The sequence below is a fragment of the Streptomyces sp. NPDC002838 genome (genome assembly GCF_040295365.1).
Lineage (GTDB): Bacteria > Actinomycetota > Actinomycetes > Streptomycetales > Streptomycetaceae > Streptomyces.
This window is the reverse complement of sequence record NZ_JBEOVF010000011.1, coordinates 174,558-192,091: the sequence shown is the minus strand read 5'-3', so window position 1 is coordinate 192,091 and position 17,534 is coordinate 174,558. Positions and strand designations below refer to the sequence as shown.

The 17,534-nt window shown below is 72.2% G+C and carries 14 protein-coding genes; 9 read left to right on the top strand and 5 right to left on the bottom strand.

Annotated elements, in window-relative coordinates; genetic code table 11:
- Positions 1-95 precede the first annotated feature (95 nt).
- The 5 genes from ABT063_RS17430 to sucD all read left to right on the top strand — a co-directional run bounded on the left by ABT063_RS17430 (position 96) and on the right by sucD (position 7,683).
- Positions 96-1,283 (top strand): VWA domain-containing protein, encoded by a 1,188-nt coding sequence (locus ABT063_RS17430; protein ID WP_351058204.1) that lies wholly within the window; start codon positions 96-98, stop codon positions 1,281-1,283.
- A 247-nt stretch (positions 1,284-1,530) separates the two neighbouring features.
- Positions 1,531-2,484, top strand: coding sequence for a hypothetical protein (locus ABT063_RS17425; RefSeq protein WP_351058203.1), 954 nt, complete (start codon positions 1,531-1,533; stop codon positions 2,482-2,484).
- A 269-nt stretch (positions 2,485-2,753) separates the two neighbouring features.
- Positions 2,754-5,150: a hypothetical protein gene (locus ABT063_RS17420; RefSeq protein WP_351058202.1), complete on the top strand. Its 2,397-nt coding sequence runs from the start codon at positions 2,754-2,756 to the stop codon at positions 5,148-5,150.
- Between the two features lie 446 nt (positions 5,151-5,596).
- Positions 5,597-6,775 carry an ADP-forming succinate--CoA ligase subunit beta gene (gene sucC / locus ABT063_RS17415; protein WP_351058201.1) on the top strand — a complete coding sequence of 393 codons (1,179 nt, stop codon included), beginning with the start codon at positions 5,597-5,599 and terminating at the stop codon, positions 6,773-6,775.
- 23 nt (positions 6,776-6,798) lie between these two features.
- Positions 6,799-7,683 (top strand): succinate--CoA ligase subunit alpha, encoded by an 885-nt coding sequence (gene sucD / locus ABT063_RS17410; RefSeq protein ID WP_351058200.1) that lies wholly within the window; start codon positions 6,799-6,801, stop codon positions 7,681-7,683.
- 60 nt (positions 7,684-7,743) lie between these two features.
- Here the strand turns inward: sucD and ABT063_RS17405 are convergent, their stop codons facing one another.
- The gene (locus ABT063_RS17405) at positions 7,744-8,814 is read right to left on the bottom strand and encodes a sigma factor-like helix-turn-helix DNA-binding protein (protein WP_351058199.1); all 1,071 of its coding nucleotides are present in this window, start codon (positions 8,812-8,814) and stop codon (positions 7,744-7,746) included.
- A 96-nt stretch (positions 8,815-8,910) separates the two neighbouring features.
- Here ABT063_RS17405 and ABT063_RS17400 point away from each other — a divergent pair, with 96 nt between their 5' ends.
- Positions 8,911-10,470 carry a cell division protein PerM gene (locus tag ABT063_RS17400; protein ID WP_351058198.1) on the top strand — a complete coding sequence of 520 codons (1,560 nt, stop codon included), beginning with the start codon at positions 8,911-8,913 and terminating at the stop codon, positions 10,468-10,470.
- Positions 10,471-10,646: 176 nt separating this feature from the next.
- Here ABT063_RS17400 and ABT063_RS17395 read toward each other — a convergent pair whose 3' ends face one another.
- Entirely contained in the window at positions 10,647-11,444 is a 798-nt protein-coding gene (locus ABT063_RS17395) for a hypothetical protein (RefSeq protein WP_351058197.1), read from the bottom strand.
- Between the two features lie 297 nt (positions 11,445-11,741).
- On the opposite strand from ABT063_RS17395, the gene purN reads away from it, so the two are divergent.
- Positions 11,742-12,371, top strand: a complete 630-nt coding sequence (purN, locus tag ABT063_RS17390) for a phosphoribosylglycinamide formyltransferase (RefSeq protein ID WP_351058196.1) — start codon at positions 11,742-11,744, stop codon at positions 12,369-12,371.
- A complete protein-coding gene (gene purH, locus ABT063_RS17385) occupies positions 12,368-13,939 on the top strand; it encodes a bifunctional phosphoribosylaminoimidazolecarboxamide formyltransferase/IMP cyclohydrolase (protein ID WP_351058195.1) in 1,572 nt (523 codons plus the stop codon). The genes purN and purH overlap by 4 nt, the downstream gene beginning before the upstream one ends.
- Before the next feature lie 61 nt (positions 13,940-14,000).
- Here purH and ABT063_RS17380 read toward each other — a convergent pair whose 3' ends face one another.
- Both ABT063_RS17380 and ABT063_RS17375 read right to left on the bottom strand, forming a co-directional pair.
- Positions 14,001-15,881, bottom strand: coding sequence for a protein kinase domain-containing protein (locus ABT063_RS17380; protein WP_351058194.1), 1,881 nt, complete (start codon positions 15,879-15,881; stop codon positions 14,001-14,003).
- Between the two features lie 177 nt (positions 15,882-16,058).
- A complete protein-coding gene (locus tag ABT063_RS17375; RefSeq protein ID WP_351058193.1) occupies positions 16,059-16,622 on the bottom strand; it encodes a peptidase inhibitor family I36 protein in 564 nt (187 codons plus the stop codon).
- 204 nt (positions 16,623-16,826) lie between these two features.
- On the opposite strand from ABT063_RS17375, the gene ABT063_RS17370 reads away from it, so the two are divergent.
- A complete protein-coding gene (locus tag ABT063_RS17370; RefSeq protein WP_351058245.1) occupies positions 16,827-16,883 on the top strand; it encodes a hypothetical protein in 57 nt (18 codons plus the stop codon).
- Here ABT063_RS17370 and ABT063_RS17365 read toward each other — a convergent pair.
- Positions 16,880-17,497, bottom strand: a complete 618-nt coding sequence (locus ABT063_RS17365) for a M23 family metallopeptidase (protein ID WP_351058192.1) — start codon at positions 17,495-17,497, stop codon at positions 16,880-16,882. The genes ABT063_RS17370 and ABT063_RS17365 overlap by 4 nt on opposite strands.
- Between the last annotated feature and the right edge of the window lie 37 nt (positions 17,498-17,534).

Genomic DNA, 17,534 nt, shown 5'->3' with positions numbered 1-17,534 from the left:
GTCCGGGGCCGGTACGGATCACGAGCGGAAGACCGGCCGAGGACGACCGTGCCCGTGATGCCGCTCTGGGAGCGGCTTCGTACGGAGGTGCGCGGATGACGACCGAGTCGGTGACCGATCCGATCGACCCGGCGTCGATCGACCCGGCGCAGGAGCGGCTGCGGCGCTGGCGGCTCGTGCTCGGGGGCGACGCGGCCGACGGCACCGGGTGCGCGCTGTCCGGCCGGGACGCGGCGATGGACGGGGCGTTGGCCGCGCTCTACAACAAGGGGGACAAGGGGCAGGCGGGGCGGGAGCGTTCGGCGGGCCTGGGGGCGTCGGCGCCGTCCGTGGCGCGGTGGCTCGGGGACATCCGGACGTACTTCCCCTCCTCCGTCGTGCAGGTCATGCAGCGTGACGCCATCGACCGGCTCGGGCTGTCCACGCTGCTCCTCGAACCGGAGATGCTCGAGGCGGTCGAGGCCGACGTGCACCTCGTCGGCACGCTGCTCTCCCTCAACAAGGCGATGCCGGAGACGACGAAGGAGACGGCACGGGCCGTTGTGCGCAAGGTCGTGCAGGACCTGGAGAAGCGGCTCGCCACGCGCACCCGGGCCACCCTCACCGGTGCCCTCGACCGCAGCGCCCGCGTCAACCGGCCCCGCCACCACGACATCGACTGGAACCGCACGATCGCGGCCAACCTCAAGCACTACCTGCCGGAGTACGGAACGGTCGTACCGGAGCGGCTCATCGGGTACGGGCGCGCGTCCCAGTCGGTGAAGAAGGAGGTCATCCTCTGCATCGACCAGTCGGGGTCGATGGCGGCATCCGTGGTGTACGCCTCGGTGTTCGGGGCGGTGCTGGCGTCCATGCGGTCGATCAGCACCCGGCTCGTCGTCTTCGACACGGCGGTCGTCGACCTCACCGACCAGCTCGACGACCCGGTCGACGTCCTGTTCGGCACGCAGCTCGGCGGCGGCACGGACATCAACCGGGCGCTGGCGTACTGCCAGTCGCAGATCACCCGCCCCGCGGAGACGGTGGTCGTGCTGATCAGCGACCTCTATGAAGGAGGCATACGGAACGAGATGCTCAAGCGGGTCGCGGCCATGAAGACGTCGGGCGTGCAGTTCGTGACGCTGCTCGCGCTGTCGGACGAGGGGGCGCCGGCGTACGACCGGGAGCACGCGGCCGCGCTCGCCGGGCTGGGCGCGCCGGCCTTCGCCTGTACGCCCGACCTGTTCCCGGAGGTGATGGCGGCGGCGATCGAGAAGCGCCCGCTGCCGATACCGGACAGGTGATTTGTCGACCCGATGATGGGTCGCCGACGGGTGATTGACGGCCATTTGTCGACCTGTGCGGGGTGGCAAAACGGATATGAGTGCTCATCGGCACCGGGGGGCTTGCGCAACCTCGGGAGTCCCATGCAAGGATCAACGCCCGTCAGCGGGCGCAGCGTTTTGCTAGCTCCGCATCGAGTACGGCTGCTTCGCATCGCGTACCGACCACCGCGTACATCGTTCCGCCGCACGGAGGACCCTGCCCGTTTTGCTCCTTCAAGCCGCCCTTTCCGGTGCCGCTCTGCGCGTGACGCGTACGGCGGCCGGGCGGCGTGCGCTGCAAGTGGCGCTGCTGGTGGGTGGGTTGTTCGTGCTCGGGCTCCTGTGCGGGGAGCGGGCGCATGCGGCGGACGGCGTGCCGTCGGCTCCGACGGGGAGCGTCCGGTCGTTGCCGGGCAGTACAACAACCGCCGCACGACCCGCTGCGACCGGCGCGGTGGTGGACACTCCGGCCGAGGCGACTGCCAACGATGCGGCTGCCAAGCCCGCTGCGGTCACCAAGGATGATGTGGTCGCCAAGCCCGCTGCAGTCACCAAGCATGTCGTCCGGTCCGTGGACGACCGTGTCGTGCGGCCGGTCGGTGATCTGGGGCAGAGGGTGGCCGAGGGCCTCGCCGACGTACAGGGGAAGGCGCCGCCGCTGCCCACCCTGCCCGAGCCCACCCTGCCTCAGCCCACCCTGCCCGGCTCACCTTCGCGGCCGGGCCTGCCGACCCTGCCTGGTCCGCCCGAACTGCCCGGACCGCCCCTGCCTCCGGTCCACACACTGCCCGCCCCGGTGACGCCCGCGCCGCAGCCGGGCTCTGCGGTGACGTCGCCGGCGGGTGGACCGGTCTCCGACGGACGTTCCGCCGCGGAAGTGCCCCTGACGTACGGACCGCGGTTCGCCGCCGACGCCGCCGAGAGCGGTGTCGCGCCCGCGGCCGTGCACCGGACCGGGCCGGCCGGGCCCGAGCCCGCGCACCAGGCGCCCACCGGGGATCCGGGCGGCGCGCTGGGCGGCAAGTCGGCGGTCGACCACGGCACGCCACGGCACGGCGACGCGCACGCCGTCACCCTCGACCACCGGGCACCGCTGCGGCTCGTGCCCGGCGCCGCCGCGCGTGGCGACGCGGACGGCACCCGGGACAGACACCGGGACATTCCCGTATTCCCCGGCTAGGGCAGGCCTTCCCCCGCTGAGACCTGCCGCGCGGGGGCGGAACAGGTCTGCCCGCCCGTCCGGACACCCCTCCGATCTCCGGACGGAAGCCCCCGGCGCCTCATCCGATTCCGTGGTCCCACAGGGTCCCCCACGCCCCCGACCGCGTCCGGAACCGGCGCCCGGAATGTCCCCAAGCCTTTCCAAGTCCCGCAGCTGCCGACGAGCCGTCCCCGAGAGGGCCCCGAGGAGCTTCGGAACTCCTGAGGATCTAAGGATCTGACGCAAGCATGAACAAGAACATCCGCCGTTCCATCGTCATAGCCGCCGGGGTCACCGGCGCGTGGGCGCTGGGTTCCACCGTGGCCAGCGCGGACGAGCTGCCCGCGTCCGCCGTCTCGATACCGGACGCGACGACCGACCCGACGACCGACCCGACCGCCGCAACGGTCACTGATACGACGACCGGCGTCACCGACACCCTCGGCTCGGTCACCGACACCGTCACCGGCACGGTCGACGGCCTCGTCTCCGACGTGCGGGGCACCGTCAGCGGCGTCGCCGACGGCTCGGCCGTGGACGGTGCCGCCTCGACGGTCACCGACACCGCCGGCACCACCACCGGCACGGCCAAGAAGACGCCCGCCGACGCCGCCGAGCAGGCCCGCCGGTACGTGGACGCCAAGGTCACCGTCCCGCAGGCGCCCAAGGCCAAGGTGAGGGGCGCCGCGGCCATCCAGGGCGCCAAGGCCGCCCGTGCCGCGCAGGCCGAGGCCACCACCGCGGTCGACAGGACCGCCACCACCGTCGGGGCCACCGTCTCCGACGCCAGTGCCCCCCAGGACGAGATCGATTACCTCTTCGGCCCCCTTTCCGTCTTCGCGCCCGAGGTGGAGCAGGCGCTGGCAGCGGCCCAGACGAAGCTCCAGGGCGTGCAGTCGGCGGCGCGTACGCAGGCGCAGGGCGTCGACGGCGTCGTACGGACGAAGGCGCAGCACACGGTCGCGGGCGCGGGCCGCACCGCGGCGGGCGTGACCGGCGCCGCGCGGACCACGGTCGCCGGCGCCGAGGGCCGTACCGCCGGCCCGGCAGCCACCGCACAGGGCGAGACCACCAAGGTCACGGCCGCCGCGGAGGCCACCGTCTCCTCCGTCCCGAGCCATGTCACCGGCAAGGTCGGCGACACCGGCCAGTACGTCGTCGGCACGGTGGGCGGCGTCAAGCAGCAGGCCACGGGCACGGTCGGCGACCTCCAGCAGCGCGCCGTCGGCACGGTGAGCGGCATCGAGCAGCAGGCCACCGGCACGGTCGCGGGCGTCCCCGGCACCGTCACCCCGGTCGTCCGGCAGACGGCGGACGCGGCCGTACCGCCGGTGGTCGTCGGCGCAGCGCACGGCGTGCTGCCGGTCGCCGGCCAGGCGGTGGCGGGCGTCGCCCCGGTCGCCGAGGGCACCGTCGCCGGGGTCGCGCACGCCGCCGACCACACGGTGTACGGCGTGACGCCTGTCGCTGCCGGTGCCGTGGACGGTGTAACCCCTGTCGCCGCCGACCACACGGTGTACGGCGTGACGCCTGTCGCTACCGGTGCCGTGGACGGTGTAGCCCCCGTCGCCACGGGTGCCGTGGACGGTGTAGCCCCCGTCGCCACAGGCGCCGTGAACGGCGTAGCCCCCGTCGCCACCGGTGCCGTCGCCGGCGTCGCGCAGACCGCCGGCCACACCGTCGACGCCGCGACCGCACTCGCGTACGGAGTCGCCGCTGACGTCCAGCCCGCCGCCGGCGGTGTCGTCCAAGGCGTCCAGCCGGTCGCCGGTGGTGTCCTCCAGGGCGTGCCGCCGGTCGCGGCCACCGCCGTGGACGGTGTTCAGCCGGTCGCCGCCGGCGCCGTCACCGACGTGCGGGCCGTCGCCGGCCACGCCGTCACCGGGGTCCCCCCGGTCGCCGCCGGCGCCGTCACCGACGTGCGGGCCGTCGCCGGCCACGCCGTCACCGGGGTCCCCCCGGTCGCCGCCGGCGCCGTCACCCACGTGCGGGCTGTCGCCGGCCACGCCGTCACCGGGGTCACCCCGGTCGTGAACGGCGTCGTCGCGGACGTCCCCCCGTACGCCACCGGCCTCGTCGGCCAGGTCGCCGACGACAGCACGGGCGCCGTACTGCCGCCCGTCGCGAACACCGCCGTGCACGGCGCGATGCCCGTCGCCGGGCAGGCCGTCGCGGACGCGAGCGGGCTGCCGTACGGCGTCGCGGGTGATGTGCAGCCCTTCGCGGGCGGGATCGCCGCGTCCGTGTCGCCGTTCGCGTACGGCGTGGCCGGTCACACGACCGACCTGGCGTACGGCGTGACGAGCGAGGCGGCGCCGTTCGCGTACGGAGTCACCGGTGCCGTCCAGCCCCTCGTCGACACCGTCACCGAGGCCGTCCAGCCGGTCGTCCAGGGCGTCGGCGGCAGCGCCGCCGCGCTGGCGTACGGCGTCGCGGACGACGTGCGGCCCTTCGCGGGCGGGGTCGCCGGTGAGGCCGCTCCGTTCGCGTACGGCGTCGGCGGCCAGGTCGCGCCCTTCGCCGAGGACGTGACCGGGACCGTCCGGGCCACCGCCGACCCGCTGGCCGGCCACGCCGTCACCGGCGTCGAGGGTGTCGGCGAGTCGATCACCCCGGGCTACGGGCACGGCACGTACAGCATCTGACCGCAGCGCGGCACACCGCCGCGGCGGACAACCGGCTCCGTGAGGTCGCAGGCCGGACGGCCGAAAGCCGTCGACTCGTCCGGCCGAAACCTCACGGATGGGGTCGGGTGGTCCCCATTGGGGTGGGGATCACTCGCCCGCACCCCCTGTACCCCTCGTGCAGGGGCTGTTCAACGGGCCTCACCGGGTCAACCCCAGCCCGGTGAGGCCCCTCACATGCGGCACGCCGTGCCAGGGAGTTCGGCATCGTGTGACAGGTATCACCGCTCAGGTGTGACCCGCGATTTAGAGGCCCCCCGCAAGCAGCGATAACCTGCGAGACGGACATGCCGCGCGCTCGGACACCGTGTGCGCCTCCCTTGTGACAGACAGCGGACGTCACGTTGCCCTCGCGGCACGCCCACGCAGACAACGAACCGCGAGATCACTGATAGGGACGGAAGCGCGTGGACCTGTTCGAGTACCAGGCGAGGGACCTCTTCGCCAAGCACGATGTACCGGTGCTGGCCGGTGAAGTCATCGACACGCCTGAGGCGGCCCGCGCAGCCACTGAGCGCCTCGGTGGCAAGTCCGTCGTCAAGGCCCAGGTGAAGGTCGGCGGCCGTGGCAAGGCCGGTGGCGTGAAGCTCGCCGCCACCCCGGACGAGGCCGTCGCCCGCGCGACGGACATCCTCGGCATGGACATCAAGGGCCACACGGTCCACAAGGTGATGATCGCCGAGACGGCTCCGGAGATCCTGGAGGAGTACTACGTCTCCTTCCTCCTGGACCGTGCCAACCGCACCTTCCTCTCCATCGCGTCCGTCGAGGGCGGCGTGGAGATCGAGGAGGTGGCGGCCACCCGCCCGGAGGCCGTCGCCAAGACGCCGATCGACGCCAACGAGGGTGTGACCCCCGAGAAGGCGCGCGAGATCGTCGAGGCCGCGAAGTTCCCGGCCGAGGTCGCCGACAAGATCGTCAACGTCCTGGTCACGCTGTGGAAGACCTTCGTCGCCGAGGACGCGCTCCTCGTCGAGGTCAACCCGCTGGCCAAGGTCGCCTCCGGCGACGTCATCGCCCTCGACGGCAAGGTCTCCCTCGACGAGAACGCCGAGTTCCGTCAGCCGGAGCACGAGGCCCTCCAGGACAAGGAGTCGGCCAACCCGCTCGAGGCCGCCGCCAAGGAGAAGAACCTCAACTACGTCAAGCTCGACGGCGAGGTCGGCATCATCGGCAACGGCGCGGGTCTCGTCATGAGCACCCTGGACGTCGTCGCGTATGCCGGTGAGGCGCACGGTGGCGTCAAGCCCGCCAACTTCCTCGACATCGGCGGCGGCGCCTCCGCCGCGGTCATGGCGAACGGCCTGGAGATCATCCTCGGCGACCCGGACGTCAAGTCCGTCTTCGTCAACGTCTTCGGCGGCATCACCGCGTGCGACGAGGTCGCCAACGGCATCGTGCAGGCGCTGAAGCTGCTGGCGGACCGCGGTGAGGACGTCACCAAGCCGCTGGTCGTCCGGCTGGACGGCAACAACGCCGAACTGGGTCGTCAGATCCTCTCCGACGCCAACCACCCGCTGGTGCAGCGCGTGGACACCATGGACGGCGCGGCCGACAAGGCCGCCGAGCTCGCGGCCGCGAAGTAAGGGATCAAGGGACTCAGACCACCATGGCTATCTTCCTCAACAAGGACAGCAAGGTCATCGTCCAGGGCATGACCGGTGCCACGGGCATGAAGCACACCAAGCTCATGCTGGCCGACGGCACGAACATCGTCGGTGGCGTGAACCCCCGCAAGGCGGGCACGTCGGTCGACATCGACGGCAACGAGATCCCGGTCTTCGGCACGGTCGCCGAGGCGATCGAGAAGACGGGCGCGAACGTATCCGTCCTCTTCGTACCGCCGGCCTTCGCCAAGGCCGCCGTGGTCGAGGCGATCGACGCCGAGATCCCGCTCGCGGTCGTCATCACCGAGGGCATCGCGGTGCACGACTCGGCGGCGTTCTACGCGTACGCGGTCGAGAAGGGCAACAAGACCCGCATCATCGGTCCGAACTGCCCGGGTCTGATCACCCCCGGTCAGTCGAACGCCGGCATCATCCCGGGCGACATCACCAAGCCGGGCCGTATCGGCCTGGTGTCGAAGTCCGGCACGCTGACGTACCAGATGATGTACGAGCTGCGTGACATCGGCTTCTCGTCGGCCGTCGGCATCGGTGGCGACCCGGTCATCGGGACGACGCACATCGACGCCCTCGCCGCGTTCGAGGCCGACCCCGACACCGACCTGATCGTCATGATCGGCGAAATCGGCGGCGACGCCGAGGAGCGGGCCGCGGCCTTCATCAAGGAGAACGTGACCAAGCCGGTCGTCGGCTACGTCGCGGGCTTCACCGCCCCCGAGGGCAAGACCATGGGCCACGCGGGTGCGATCGTCTCCGGCTCGTCCGGTACGGCCGCCGCGAAGAAGGAGGCCCTCGAGGCCGCCGGCGTGAAGGTCGGCAAGACGCCGACCGAGACCGCCAAGCTGGCGCGCGAGATCCTCGCGGGCTGAGCCCGAGGCATCTGGAGAAGGGCCCGCACTCTCACCGAGGGTGCGGGCCCTTCCGCATGCTCAGTGCGCCTGCGGCACCAATCTCTCCGGCCCGCTCACCGTCTCCTCCCGCAGCTTCGCCCGCAGTTCCAGCTCCGCCTCCGACAACGCCCCCGGCGCCATCCGCGGCGGCACCCCCTGCACCGCCTCGCCCGGCGGCACCGACGGTTCGTAGTGCGTCGGCGCCGTCCGCAGCGTCAGCGCCGTCGTACCGATCAGGGCGACGGTGAAGGCGATGGCGGCCCGCGTCCAGAAGCGCGCCTTCCGTTCGCTGCCCGCCCGCACCGTCAAAGGCTTGGCGGTACGCAGCCGGGCCGTGGAGGCCAGTTCGGCCAGTCGCCGGTGCAACTCGGCAGGGTCCGCCAGATCCGGCAGGCGCGCGGCGACCGCCTGCCGCGCGTGCACCAGACGGTTCGCGGTCGCCGGTGTGCTCGCCTCCGTCTCCGCCGCCGTCTCCGGCAGGTCGAGGCCTACACCGTCGTACAGCAGGAGCGTGCGGCGCTGCGGCGGCGGGAGTTTCAGGAGTACGTCGAGCAGCGCGCGGTCGGAGGCGATGGCGGGCGGCGGTTCGGGGTGCCGGTGGCGAAGGCGGAAGCGGTGCCAGGGGGAGAGGGCGCACTCGTACGCCGTCGCCCGCACCCAGCCCGCCGGGTCGCGGTCGCGGGCCACCTCGGGCCAGCGCTGCCAGGCGAGTTGGAAGGCGCGCTCGACCGACGCGCGGGCGAGTCCGCGCCGCCCGGTGAGGAGGTACGCCTGCCGTACGAGGGCGGGGGCGCAGAACGCGTAAAGGGCGTCGAAGGCCTGAGCGGGCGTCAGGAGGGAGGCGGCTTCGGGAGCGGTCTCTTCCGGACGCTCCGTCGCTTCCTCCGGCGCCGACCTCTTCCGCGGTGTCTTCGCCAGCTCGGCCAGCAGGCGCGTGTACGCCTCGCGTCTGCGGCCACGCGGTGTCGTACGGCCGCTCTCCCAAGCGCGTACCGTCTCGCGCGCGACGCCCAACCGCGCCGCGACCTGAGCCTGCGTCAACGACGCGGCCTCCCGCAGGCGTCGGCGCTCGTTGGGCGGGGGGAGCGGGGTGGCAGGACTCTGGGTCACCGGGCGCCCCTTCGTGCGAAAAGGTACATAAACGTATATTGAGCGACACGTCGGTGCTTCGCTTGTTACGACGGGAAAGCGCGTGTCGTTGGGAGCATGGCGGCCATGATCCAGACGACCGCTCGCCGCCCCCCGTTGCCGCCCCCGCACACCCGGCTGCGCGACCGGTCGCCCGGACTGGGCGCAGGCCTCCTGGGCGGCGCCCTCGCGGCAGGGCTGGGGCTCGGAGGGTTCGCGGCGCTCGTGATGGTGCTGTGGATCAGCTCGCCCTACCCCGACAGCGGGCTCGGTGGCGCGCTGCACGTCTCCGCGTCGCTGTGGCTGCTGGCGCACGGCGTCGAACTGATCCGCACCGACACGCTCTCCGGCGTTCCCGCGCCCGTGGGCGTCACCCCGCTGCTGCTGTTCGTGCTGCCGCTCTGGCTGGTGCACCGGGCGGCCCGGGACGCGATCGACGGGGCCGACACGGAGGACGAGGGGCCGCCACCGGTCCCGGCCCGTACGGCGTGGACTGGCGTCGTCCTCGGCTACCTCGGCGTCGGCGCGGTCGCCGCGCTCTACGCCTCGGGCGGGGCGCTGCGGCCCTCGTGGGTGTGGACGTGTCTGTGCCTGCCGTTGGCGGTGGGGGGTGCGGCCGGGGCGGGGGTGTGGACGGCGTACGGCCATCCGCGTGCGGCGTTGGACCGGGTGCTGGTTCTGGCGCCGGCGGGAGTACGGCGTCTTGTCGTCGGGCCGGACGCGTGGGCCCGCGTCGGCACGGCCGTGCGGGCCGCGGGGGCCGGGGTGGCGGTGCTCGTCGGGGGTGGGGCGGGGCTGGTGGGGGCGTCGCTGGTGTGGCACGGGGTTGCGGCGCGGGCGTCCTTCCTCCAGCTGACGGAGGGGTGGTCGGGGCGGTTCGCCGTGCTGCTGCTGTGTCTCGTGCTGGTGCCGAACGCGGCGGTGTGGGCGGCGGCGTACGCGCTCGGGCCCGGGTTCACCCTCGGGGTCGGCCATGTGGTGACGCCGGTCGCCTCGGACTCTGCGCCACTGCTTCCGCCGTTTCCTCTGCTGGCGGCGGTGCCGGACGGGGGTGCCGGGATGCCTCTGCATTGGGCGGTGGTGGGGGTGGTGCCGGTGGTGGCTGGGGTGACGGTGGGGTGGTTCGTGGGGCGTGGGGCGGTCTGGTCGTGGGGGCGGACCGCTGGGGTCGCCGGGCTGGCGGCCTTGCTGTGTGCGGGGCTGGTTGCCGTGCTCGCCGCGCTGGCGGGTGGGCCGCTCGGTGTGGGGGCGCTGGCGCGGTTCGGGCCGGTGTGGTGGGAGGTGGGGGGTGCGGCGCTGCTGTGGGTGGCGGTGTTGGCGGTTCCGGTGGCTGTGGGGGTGCGGGGGTGGCGTTGCCGGGTGCGTGGGGGGCGCGGGAACCGTGGGGAAGGTGGGGTGGCGATCGGGAAGCCGCGAGGGGAAGTGGCCGGGGAGGGTGCCGGCGTTGGTGTGGGTGGGCGCCGGGGGTGGGTGCGGTGGGCCTCGGGCGGGGGGTGGTTCTCTCGTACGAAGGGGGCGGCGAGGTCGGCCTCGGCGCCGACGGGCTCCGACGTGATGCCGTACGTGCCCTACGACGATGCTTGCGAGGCGTACGACTTCCTGCCGGTCGAGGGCGTGGAGCCGCCGAAGGCTACGTGAGGTGCTCGGCGTTGCGGTTGCCGTGAGGGTGTTTTCGCCCCCTCCGCCCCCTCCGCCCCCTTCCCGTCCCGACCCTGAGGGCTGCCGCCCCCAGACCCCCGCTGCCGGCCCTGAACGGGCCTCGTCCTCAAACGCCGGACGGGCTGCATGCAGCTGACGTAAATGGCAGGGCCCCGTCAGCTGTTCGCCCCCAGCACCCCCCGCAGCTCCTCCGGCAGAAGCTCCGAGCAGGCCTGTTTCGCCTGGTTCGTGAGGGCGTCGTTCGTGCAGGTGTAGTAGTCGCTGTAGACCAGCTTCGCGGTGAAGCCCGCGGCGACCAGGGCGATGGCCAGGGACGCCGTGACCAGGCCGCTCACCGCTGCCGTGGTCTGAGGGCGGGCGTTCTGGACGGGGGCCGGGGTGTCCGGGTCGGGGGTGCGGGGCTTGGCGCGCAGGGCGCTGATGCCCCAGTACAGGGCCAGCGCACCGAGCAGCAGTGCCACGTACGGCCAGCTGAAGAGCGCGAAGAAGAAGGCCCACATGCCGCACAGCAGGGCGAACCGTGCGTGGCGCTGAGCCGGGTCCGTCGGGTCCCAGCGCATGCCCGCGCCAGTGCCGCCGCCCTGGCCGCCCTCGGGGCCGCCGCCCGGCCCGCCGCCTCCGCCCGGGCGCTCGCCGAAGCCCCTGGAGGAGCGGCCGGGCTGGCGGTCGCTCCACTGGCTGCCCCACGGAGAACGGCCGCCGTCACCCTGCCCGTCCTGCGAGCCGTCGGATCCCTCGTCGCCGCCCGTCGGACGGCGCGGCTGCCACGGGCGGTCCGGCGTGCCTTCCGGTGGCGGCGCGAACGGGTTGTCGTCCTCCTTCGCCCCGCCCCGCTCGCCGCCGGGCGCGTCCGGAGGTGAGGTGGGGCGCTCCCGCAGCAGCACGCCGCTGTGCTCCCCTCCCTGCACCGACTGTGGGGGGAGCGTGAGGAGTCGCAGACTGCGGTCCGGCATCAAGAGAGCGTCTTCCCCTTGTGGATATCGACTGGATACGGCTGGCGAATACGAACGTCTGGCGTGAGCTGTTACTGCGTGAACGCACCACACACCGACCGCGTTCCCGAGCCCGCTCCTCGCAGACGCTACCTTCCGGCCACGCCCCCGTCCCGTGGGGGCCGCCCGGTGTGCCGGTATCGTTGCTGACGGTCGGCCGCTTCGTAGACTTCCCCGTATCCCGGGGCGCGAAGCATTCGTATGAATATACATATCGCCGGCCGTGCTGAAACGCTCCCCCGAGAAAGGGTCCCCACCGTGGCCGCCAAGCCCGTGGCCAAGCGCCTCGTTGTGCTGGTCTCCGGATCCGGTACGAATCTGCAGGCCCTGCTCGACGCCATCGCGACCGCCGGGCCCGAGGCCTACGGCGCCGAGATCGTGGCCGTCGGCGCGGACCGAGAGGGCATCGAGGGGCTCGCCCGCGCCGAGCGCGCCGGGATCCCCACCTTCGTCCGCAAGGTGAAGGACTACGGGAGCCGGGAGGAGTGGGACGCGGCCCTCGCCGAGGCCGTCGCCGCCCACGAGCCCGACCTCGTCGTGTCCGCCGGGTTCATGAAGATCGTGGGGAAGGAATTCCTGGAGCGGTTCGGTGGGCGGTTCGTCAACACCCACCCCGCCCTGCTCCCCAGTTTTCCGGGAGCCCACGGCGTCCGCGACGCGCTCGCGTACGGCGCCAAGGTCACCGGCTGCACCGTCCACTTCGTCGACGACGGCGTCGACACCGGGCCGATCATCGCTCAGGGCGTGGTGGAGGTCCGGGACGAGGACGACGAGAGCGCTCTGCACGAGCGCATCAAGGAAGTCGAGCGAAGGCTGCTCGTCGATGTCGTGGGGCGGCTCGCCCGCAACGGCTATCGCATTGAGGGACGAAAGGTAGTTATCCAGTGACCGCCACCGCCGAGAGCAACAAGCGAGCCATCCGTCGCGCGCTCGTCAGCGTCTACGACAAGACCGGGCTCGAGGAGCTCGCGCGCGGACTGCACGAGGCCGGCGTCGAGCTCGTCTCCACCGGGTCCACCGCCTCCCGCATCGCCGCCGCCGGCGTCCCCGTCACCAAGGTCGAGGAGCTCACCGGCTTCCCCGAGTGCCTGGACGGCCGCGTCAAGACCCTGCACCCGAAGGTCCACGCGGGCATCCTGGCCGACCTGCGCCTGGAGGACCACCAGCGGCAGCTGGCCGAGCTGGGCGTCGAGCCGTTCGACCTCGTCGTGGTGAACCTGTACCCCTTCCGCGAGACCGTCGCCTCCGGTGCCTCGCCCGACGAGTGCGTGGAGCAGATCGACATCGGCGGGCCGTCCATGGTCCGGGCCGCCGCCAAGAACCACCCCTCGGTGGCCGTGGTCACCAGCCCGGTCCGGTACGCCGACGTCCTCGCGGCCGTCCGCGACGGCGGCTTCGACCTCGCCACCCGCAAGCGGCTCGCCGCGGAGGCCTTCCAGCACACGGCGTCGTACGACGTGGCGGTGGCGAGCTGGTTCGCGTCTTCGTACGCCCCTGTGGACGACTCCCAGTTCCCCGACTTCCTGGGCGCCACCTGGGAGCGAAGCAGCACCCTCCGCTACGGCGAGAACCCGCACCAGCCGGCCGCCCTCTACGTCGACGGCACCGGCGGCGGACTGGCGGAAGCCGAGCAGCTGCACGGCAAGGAGATGTCGTACAACAACTACACGGACACGGACGCCGCCCGCCGTGCCGCGTACGACCACGCCGAGCCGTGCGTCGCGATCATCAAGCACGCCAACCCCTGCGGCATCGCGATCGGTGCGGACGTCGCCGAGGCGCACCGCAAGGCGCACGCCTGCGACCCGCTGTCGGCCTTCGGCGGCGTGATCGCGGTCAACCGCCCGGTGTCGAAGGAGATGGCCGAGCAGGTCGCCGAGATCTTCACCGAGGTCATCGTCGCGCCCGACTACGAGGAGGGGGCCCTGGAGGCCCTCGCCAAGAAGAAGAACATCCGCGTGCTGCGCGCCCCCGACGGCCCGTCCAACCCGGTCGAGGTCAAGCCCGTCGACGGCGGCGTGCTCCTCCAGGTCACCGACCGCCTCCAGGCCGAGGGCGACGACCCGGCCAACTGGACCCTCGCGACGGGTGAGGCGCTCACCGCCGAGGAACTGTCGGAACTCGCGTTCGCCTGGAAGGCCTGCCGGGCCGTCAAGTCCAACGCCATCCTCCTCGCCAAGGACGGCGCCTCGGTGGGCGTCGGCATGGGTCAGGTCAACCGGGTGGACTCCTGCAAGCTCGCGGTCGAGCGGGCCGGCGCGGAGCGGGCCCGGGGTTCGTACGTTGCCTCGGACGCCTTCTTCCCGTTCCCGGACAACATCGACGTCCTGAGCGAGGCCGGCGTCAAGGCCATCGTCCAGCCCGGCGGCTCCGTCCGTGACGAACTCGTCGTCGAGGCCGCGGAGAAGGCGGGCATCACGATGTACTTCACGGGGACGCGGCACTTCTTCCACTGATGGTGGGGGACACGAACGAGTCAGGGCCCGCCGGTCGGTGACCGGCGGGCCCTCGTCCTGCTTACGTCGAACTGCGCAGCGCCGCCCAGGTGTTGGGGCCCACGTCGCCGTCGACGTCCAGTCCCTTGTCGCTCTGGAACAGTCTGACCGCGGACGCGGTGTCCTCGCCGAACTGTCCGTCCACGCCCGAGCCGCCGACGCTGTAGCCGCGCTTGGTGAGCATGCACTGCACCTGGACGACGCGTTGGCCCTTGTCGCCGTAGGTGGTGAGTTCGGAGCCGGAGTAGTAGGTGCACTGGGAGTTCCAGGGCGGGGTGGCGGGTTTCGTCGCGGTCCTGGTCGGCGTGGGAGTGGGAGCGCCGCCGCCGCTGTCGCTCCCGCTGCCACCGCCGCTGCCGGGGGCGGCGGTGGTGTCGCCGTCGGGGGTGGCTTGCGCTCCGCCCGCACCGCCCGCGGATCCGGACGCGTCAACGTCGGCGTCTTCCGACTCCTTCTCCTTCTCCCTCTCCTTCGCCTCCTCCTTGTCGTTCTTCTTCTCCTTGGTGGCGGAGGGCGAGGCGGAGGAGCTGGGCCGGACCGAGGCCGGTCCGTCGTCGAGGGTGGCGTCGGCAGCGGCCGTCGGCGGGGCGGAGGCGGTTTCGTCGAGGTCCGGCCGGGTGAGGAAGAAGGCGCCCGCGGCCACGGCGACCACGGCGATGCCGGCTGCGAGGGCGAGGTAGGGCGCCTTTCGCTTACGGCGGTCGCCGTGCTCGGCGGACGGATGTGTGGTGGAGGGGTCGTACTGCGCGGGCGTCTTTGGACCGCCGTGCTCCGGCGGCGTCGGCGTCCCGTACGCCCCTGGCGGCGTCGCCGAACCGGAAGCCGAACCGGAAGCCGAACCGGAAGCCGAACCGGACGCCGGGCCGGGCGCGGGGGCCGCCACCTGCCACGTCGGCGGACGGAAGTGGCCGGTGTCTTCGGCGGAGGCGTGTTCCAGCAGCTCACAGCCCTGCTGCCGGGCAAGCAGGCGGGCGGCCAGCGGTTCGTGCCAGGAAGAGGTGCGGCCATGACCGGCCGCCGTGGCCGCGCCGGTCAGCTGCTCCGGAGTGGGCCGCCCGGCGGGGTCCTTGGCCAGGCAGGAGGACAGCAGCGCGGCCAACGCGGGGTCGGCGGCCGTCAGTTCGGCCATGACCTCGTGATTGGGCTCCTCGAAGGCGATCCGGTGCATGACATCCACGCCCGTGCCGTCTCCGAAGGGGGCGTGTCCGGTGGCGGCGTAGATGATCGTGCCCGCGAGGGAGAAGATGTCGGAGACGGTGTCGCAGCGGCCCTCGCGCAGGTACTCCGGGGACATGTAGGCCGGTGTGCCGACCCGGTTGCCGGTCGTGGTGATCGCGCTGCTGTCGGCGGCCTGCGAGATGCCGAAGTCGATGACGTGCGCGCCCTGCGGCGACAGGATGACGTTGGACGGCTTCAGATCCCGGTGTACGACCCCGGCGGCGGCCAGCGCCGACAGCGCCTTCCCCAGCTCCGCCACCAGCCGCCACACCCCGGCCGGCTCCAGCGGGCCGCACTCGCGGACGGCGTCGGCGAGGTTGAGGCCGGGCAGGTACTGGGTGGCCATCCACAGCAGCTCGTCCTCGAACCCGGTGCCGAGCAGGCGCGGCGCGTGCGGAGTGACGACGCGCGCGTGCACGGCGGCCTCCCGCTGGAACCGCCGCCGGAAATCCGGGTCCTCGGCGTATTCGGGCCGGATCACCTTCACGGCGGCGAGTCCCGGGGCGTCGTCGGCGGGGCGTGCGAGGTAGACGCGGCCCATGCCGCCGCTGCCGAGTATCCCGAGGGGTACGTAGGGGCCGATCAGTGCCGGGTCCGTGGACCGCAACGGACTCGCGCCGGCCTGCTTCAACGCGGTGGCCCCGGACTCCGGAGAGTACGGCGGCGTCGGCCGTTGGTCTGACATGGGTCCCCCGATGTGCTGCTCTCTCACAACGCGCGCTTGCGTCCCGCCAGTTGACGAAAGGCTACCGTCCCGGGGCGGCGGCGGTCGGAGCGGTGGGCGCACCGGTCGGCCGTCGCAGCCACACGAATGGCCCGCCGGACAACCGGCGGGCCATGGGTCACTTGTGTGCTTGTGTCGTCAGCCGCGGACCGAGCTGGCCTCGTCGTTCTTGCCGCCCATGCTGCTCGCGTAGCCCCTCACGTCGAGTTCCAGCGTCCAGCCGCCGCCGTCCTCGTCCTCGGCCAGGTCCCCGTCGTCCGCGGCGTACTGGTTGTTCCGCCATGACGATGTCTTGTTGTCGAAGCTGTAATCATCGAGGTTCTGCCAGTCGCCGTCCTGGAAGATGAGACGCTTCCCGCCGCCGTCGTTGTGCTCGTACAGGCACACCCACCCGCGTGCGCACGCCGGTACGGCGGCGGCGCCCACCTCGGCGGTGTTGAGTGCCACCGTGTCGGTGGCCCGCTTGTAGCCGGACGCCTTCTCACCGGCCGCCGCGGTGCTGTAGCAGCGGATGTCGTCCTGCGCGAAGACCGCGCAGGTGTGGGCGCCCTGCCAGCCCTTGGACAGGTCGATGGTCTTGCCCTGGTACGAGGCCAGAGCCCCGTGACCGCCGGACGGCTGGGCCTGTGCGGCTCCTGTCGTGACGACTAGCCCCAGGGTGGCCGTCGCGATCGCTGTGGTCATCCAACGTGCTGTGCGCATGTCGCTCCTTGTGTGGTTCTGGGCGCCCATCCCCCGTGGCGGCGCATGCGTCACTGTGGCGGTCGTGGCAGCGGAGCAGTACCTGCAATGTTTCAGGGTCGTGCCGGGAGTTCGGTCCGGCGGGGACTGCGTCGAGGTCGCCCCTGACCTCCCCGACCTCGTCCCGTCCGCGTCCGCGACTCCAAGAACGCCAAGGGCCCAGGCCTGGTGTTCCCCCACCAGGGCTGGGCCCTCTTCCTCGATTCCCTCCGGGCGTCCTAGCAGTTCTTGCTGACGACGTCCTTCCAGGTGGTGCCCGTCCCCGTGTACCTCTTGCCGTTGAAGTCCACGGGCTTGCGGTTGGCCTCCGTCGGGATGCCGTTCGTCTTGTAGCGCTGCTCGTAGTGCAGGTGCGCCCAGCCGCCGCCGTTGCTGCCGGTGGCACCGATGCGGCCGATCCTGGTCTTTGCGGTGACCCTGTCGCCCTTCTGGACGTACTTGTCGTGCTTGTCCTTGAGGTGGTAGTACGCCGTGTACCAGCCGCTGCCGTGGTCGATGACGATGACGTTGCCGGCGCCCCGGTCCCAGAAGGTGCGGGCAACCTTGCCCTTGTAGCCGGGGTACACCGCCTTGCCGGACGATCCCGTGTTGCCCTTCACCACGATGTCCAGGGCCGGGTTGTGGCCGCTGTCGTAGGTGTCGAGCCGCCAGTGCGTGTTGCAGGCGAACGGCATCTGGAACTTGGGCTTGGCCGCCGCCGCGACGTCGGCCGCCTGGGCCGAGGTCGGTGCCGCCGTGGCCGTACCGGCAGACTCCAGGCCGAACGAGAGCGCGAGCGCGCCGGCCGCGAGTCCCACGGCCGTCTTGCGGCGTCGGGCCAGGTCTGTGGTCTTCATCAATGTCTCCCCGTTGTCCTTCTTCGTTGCGGACACG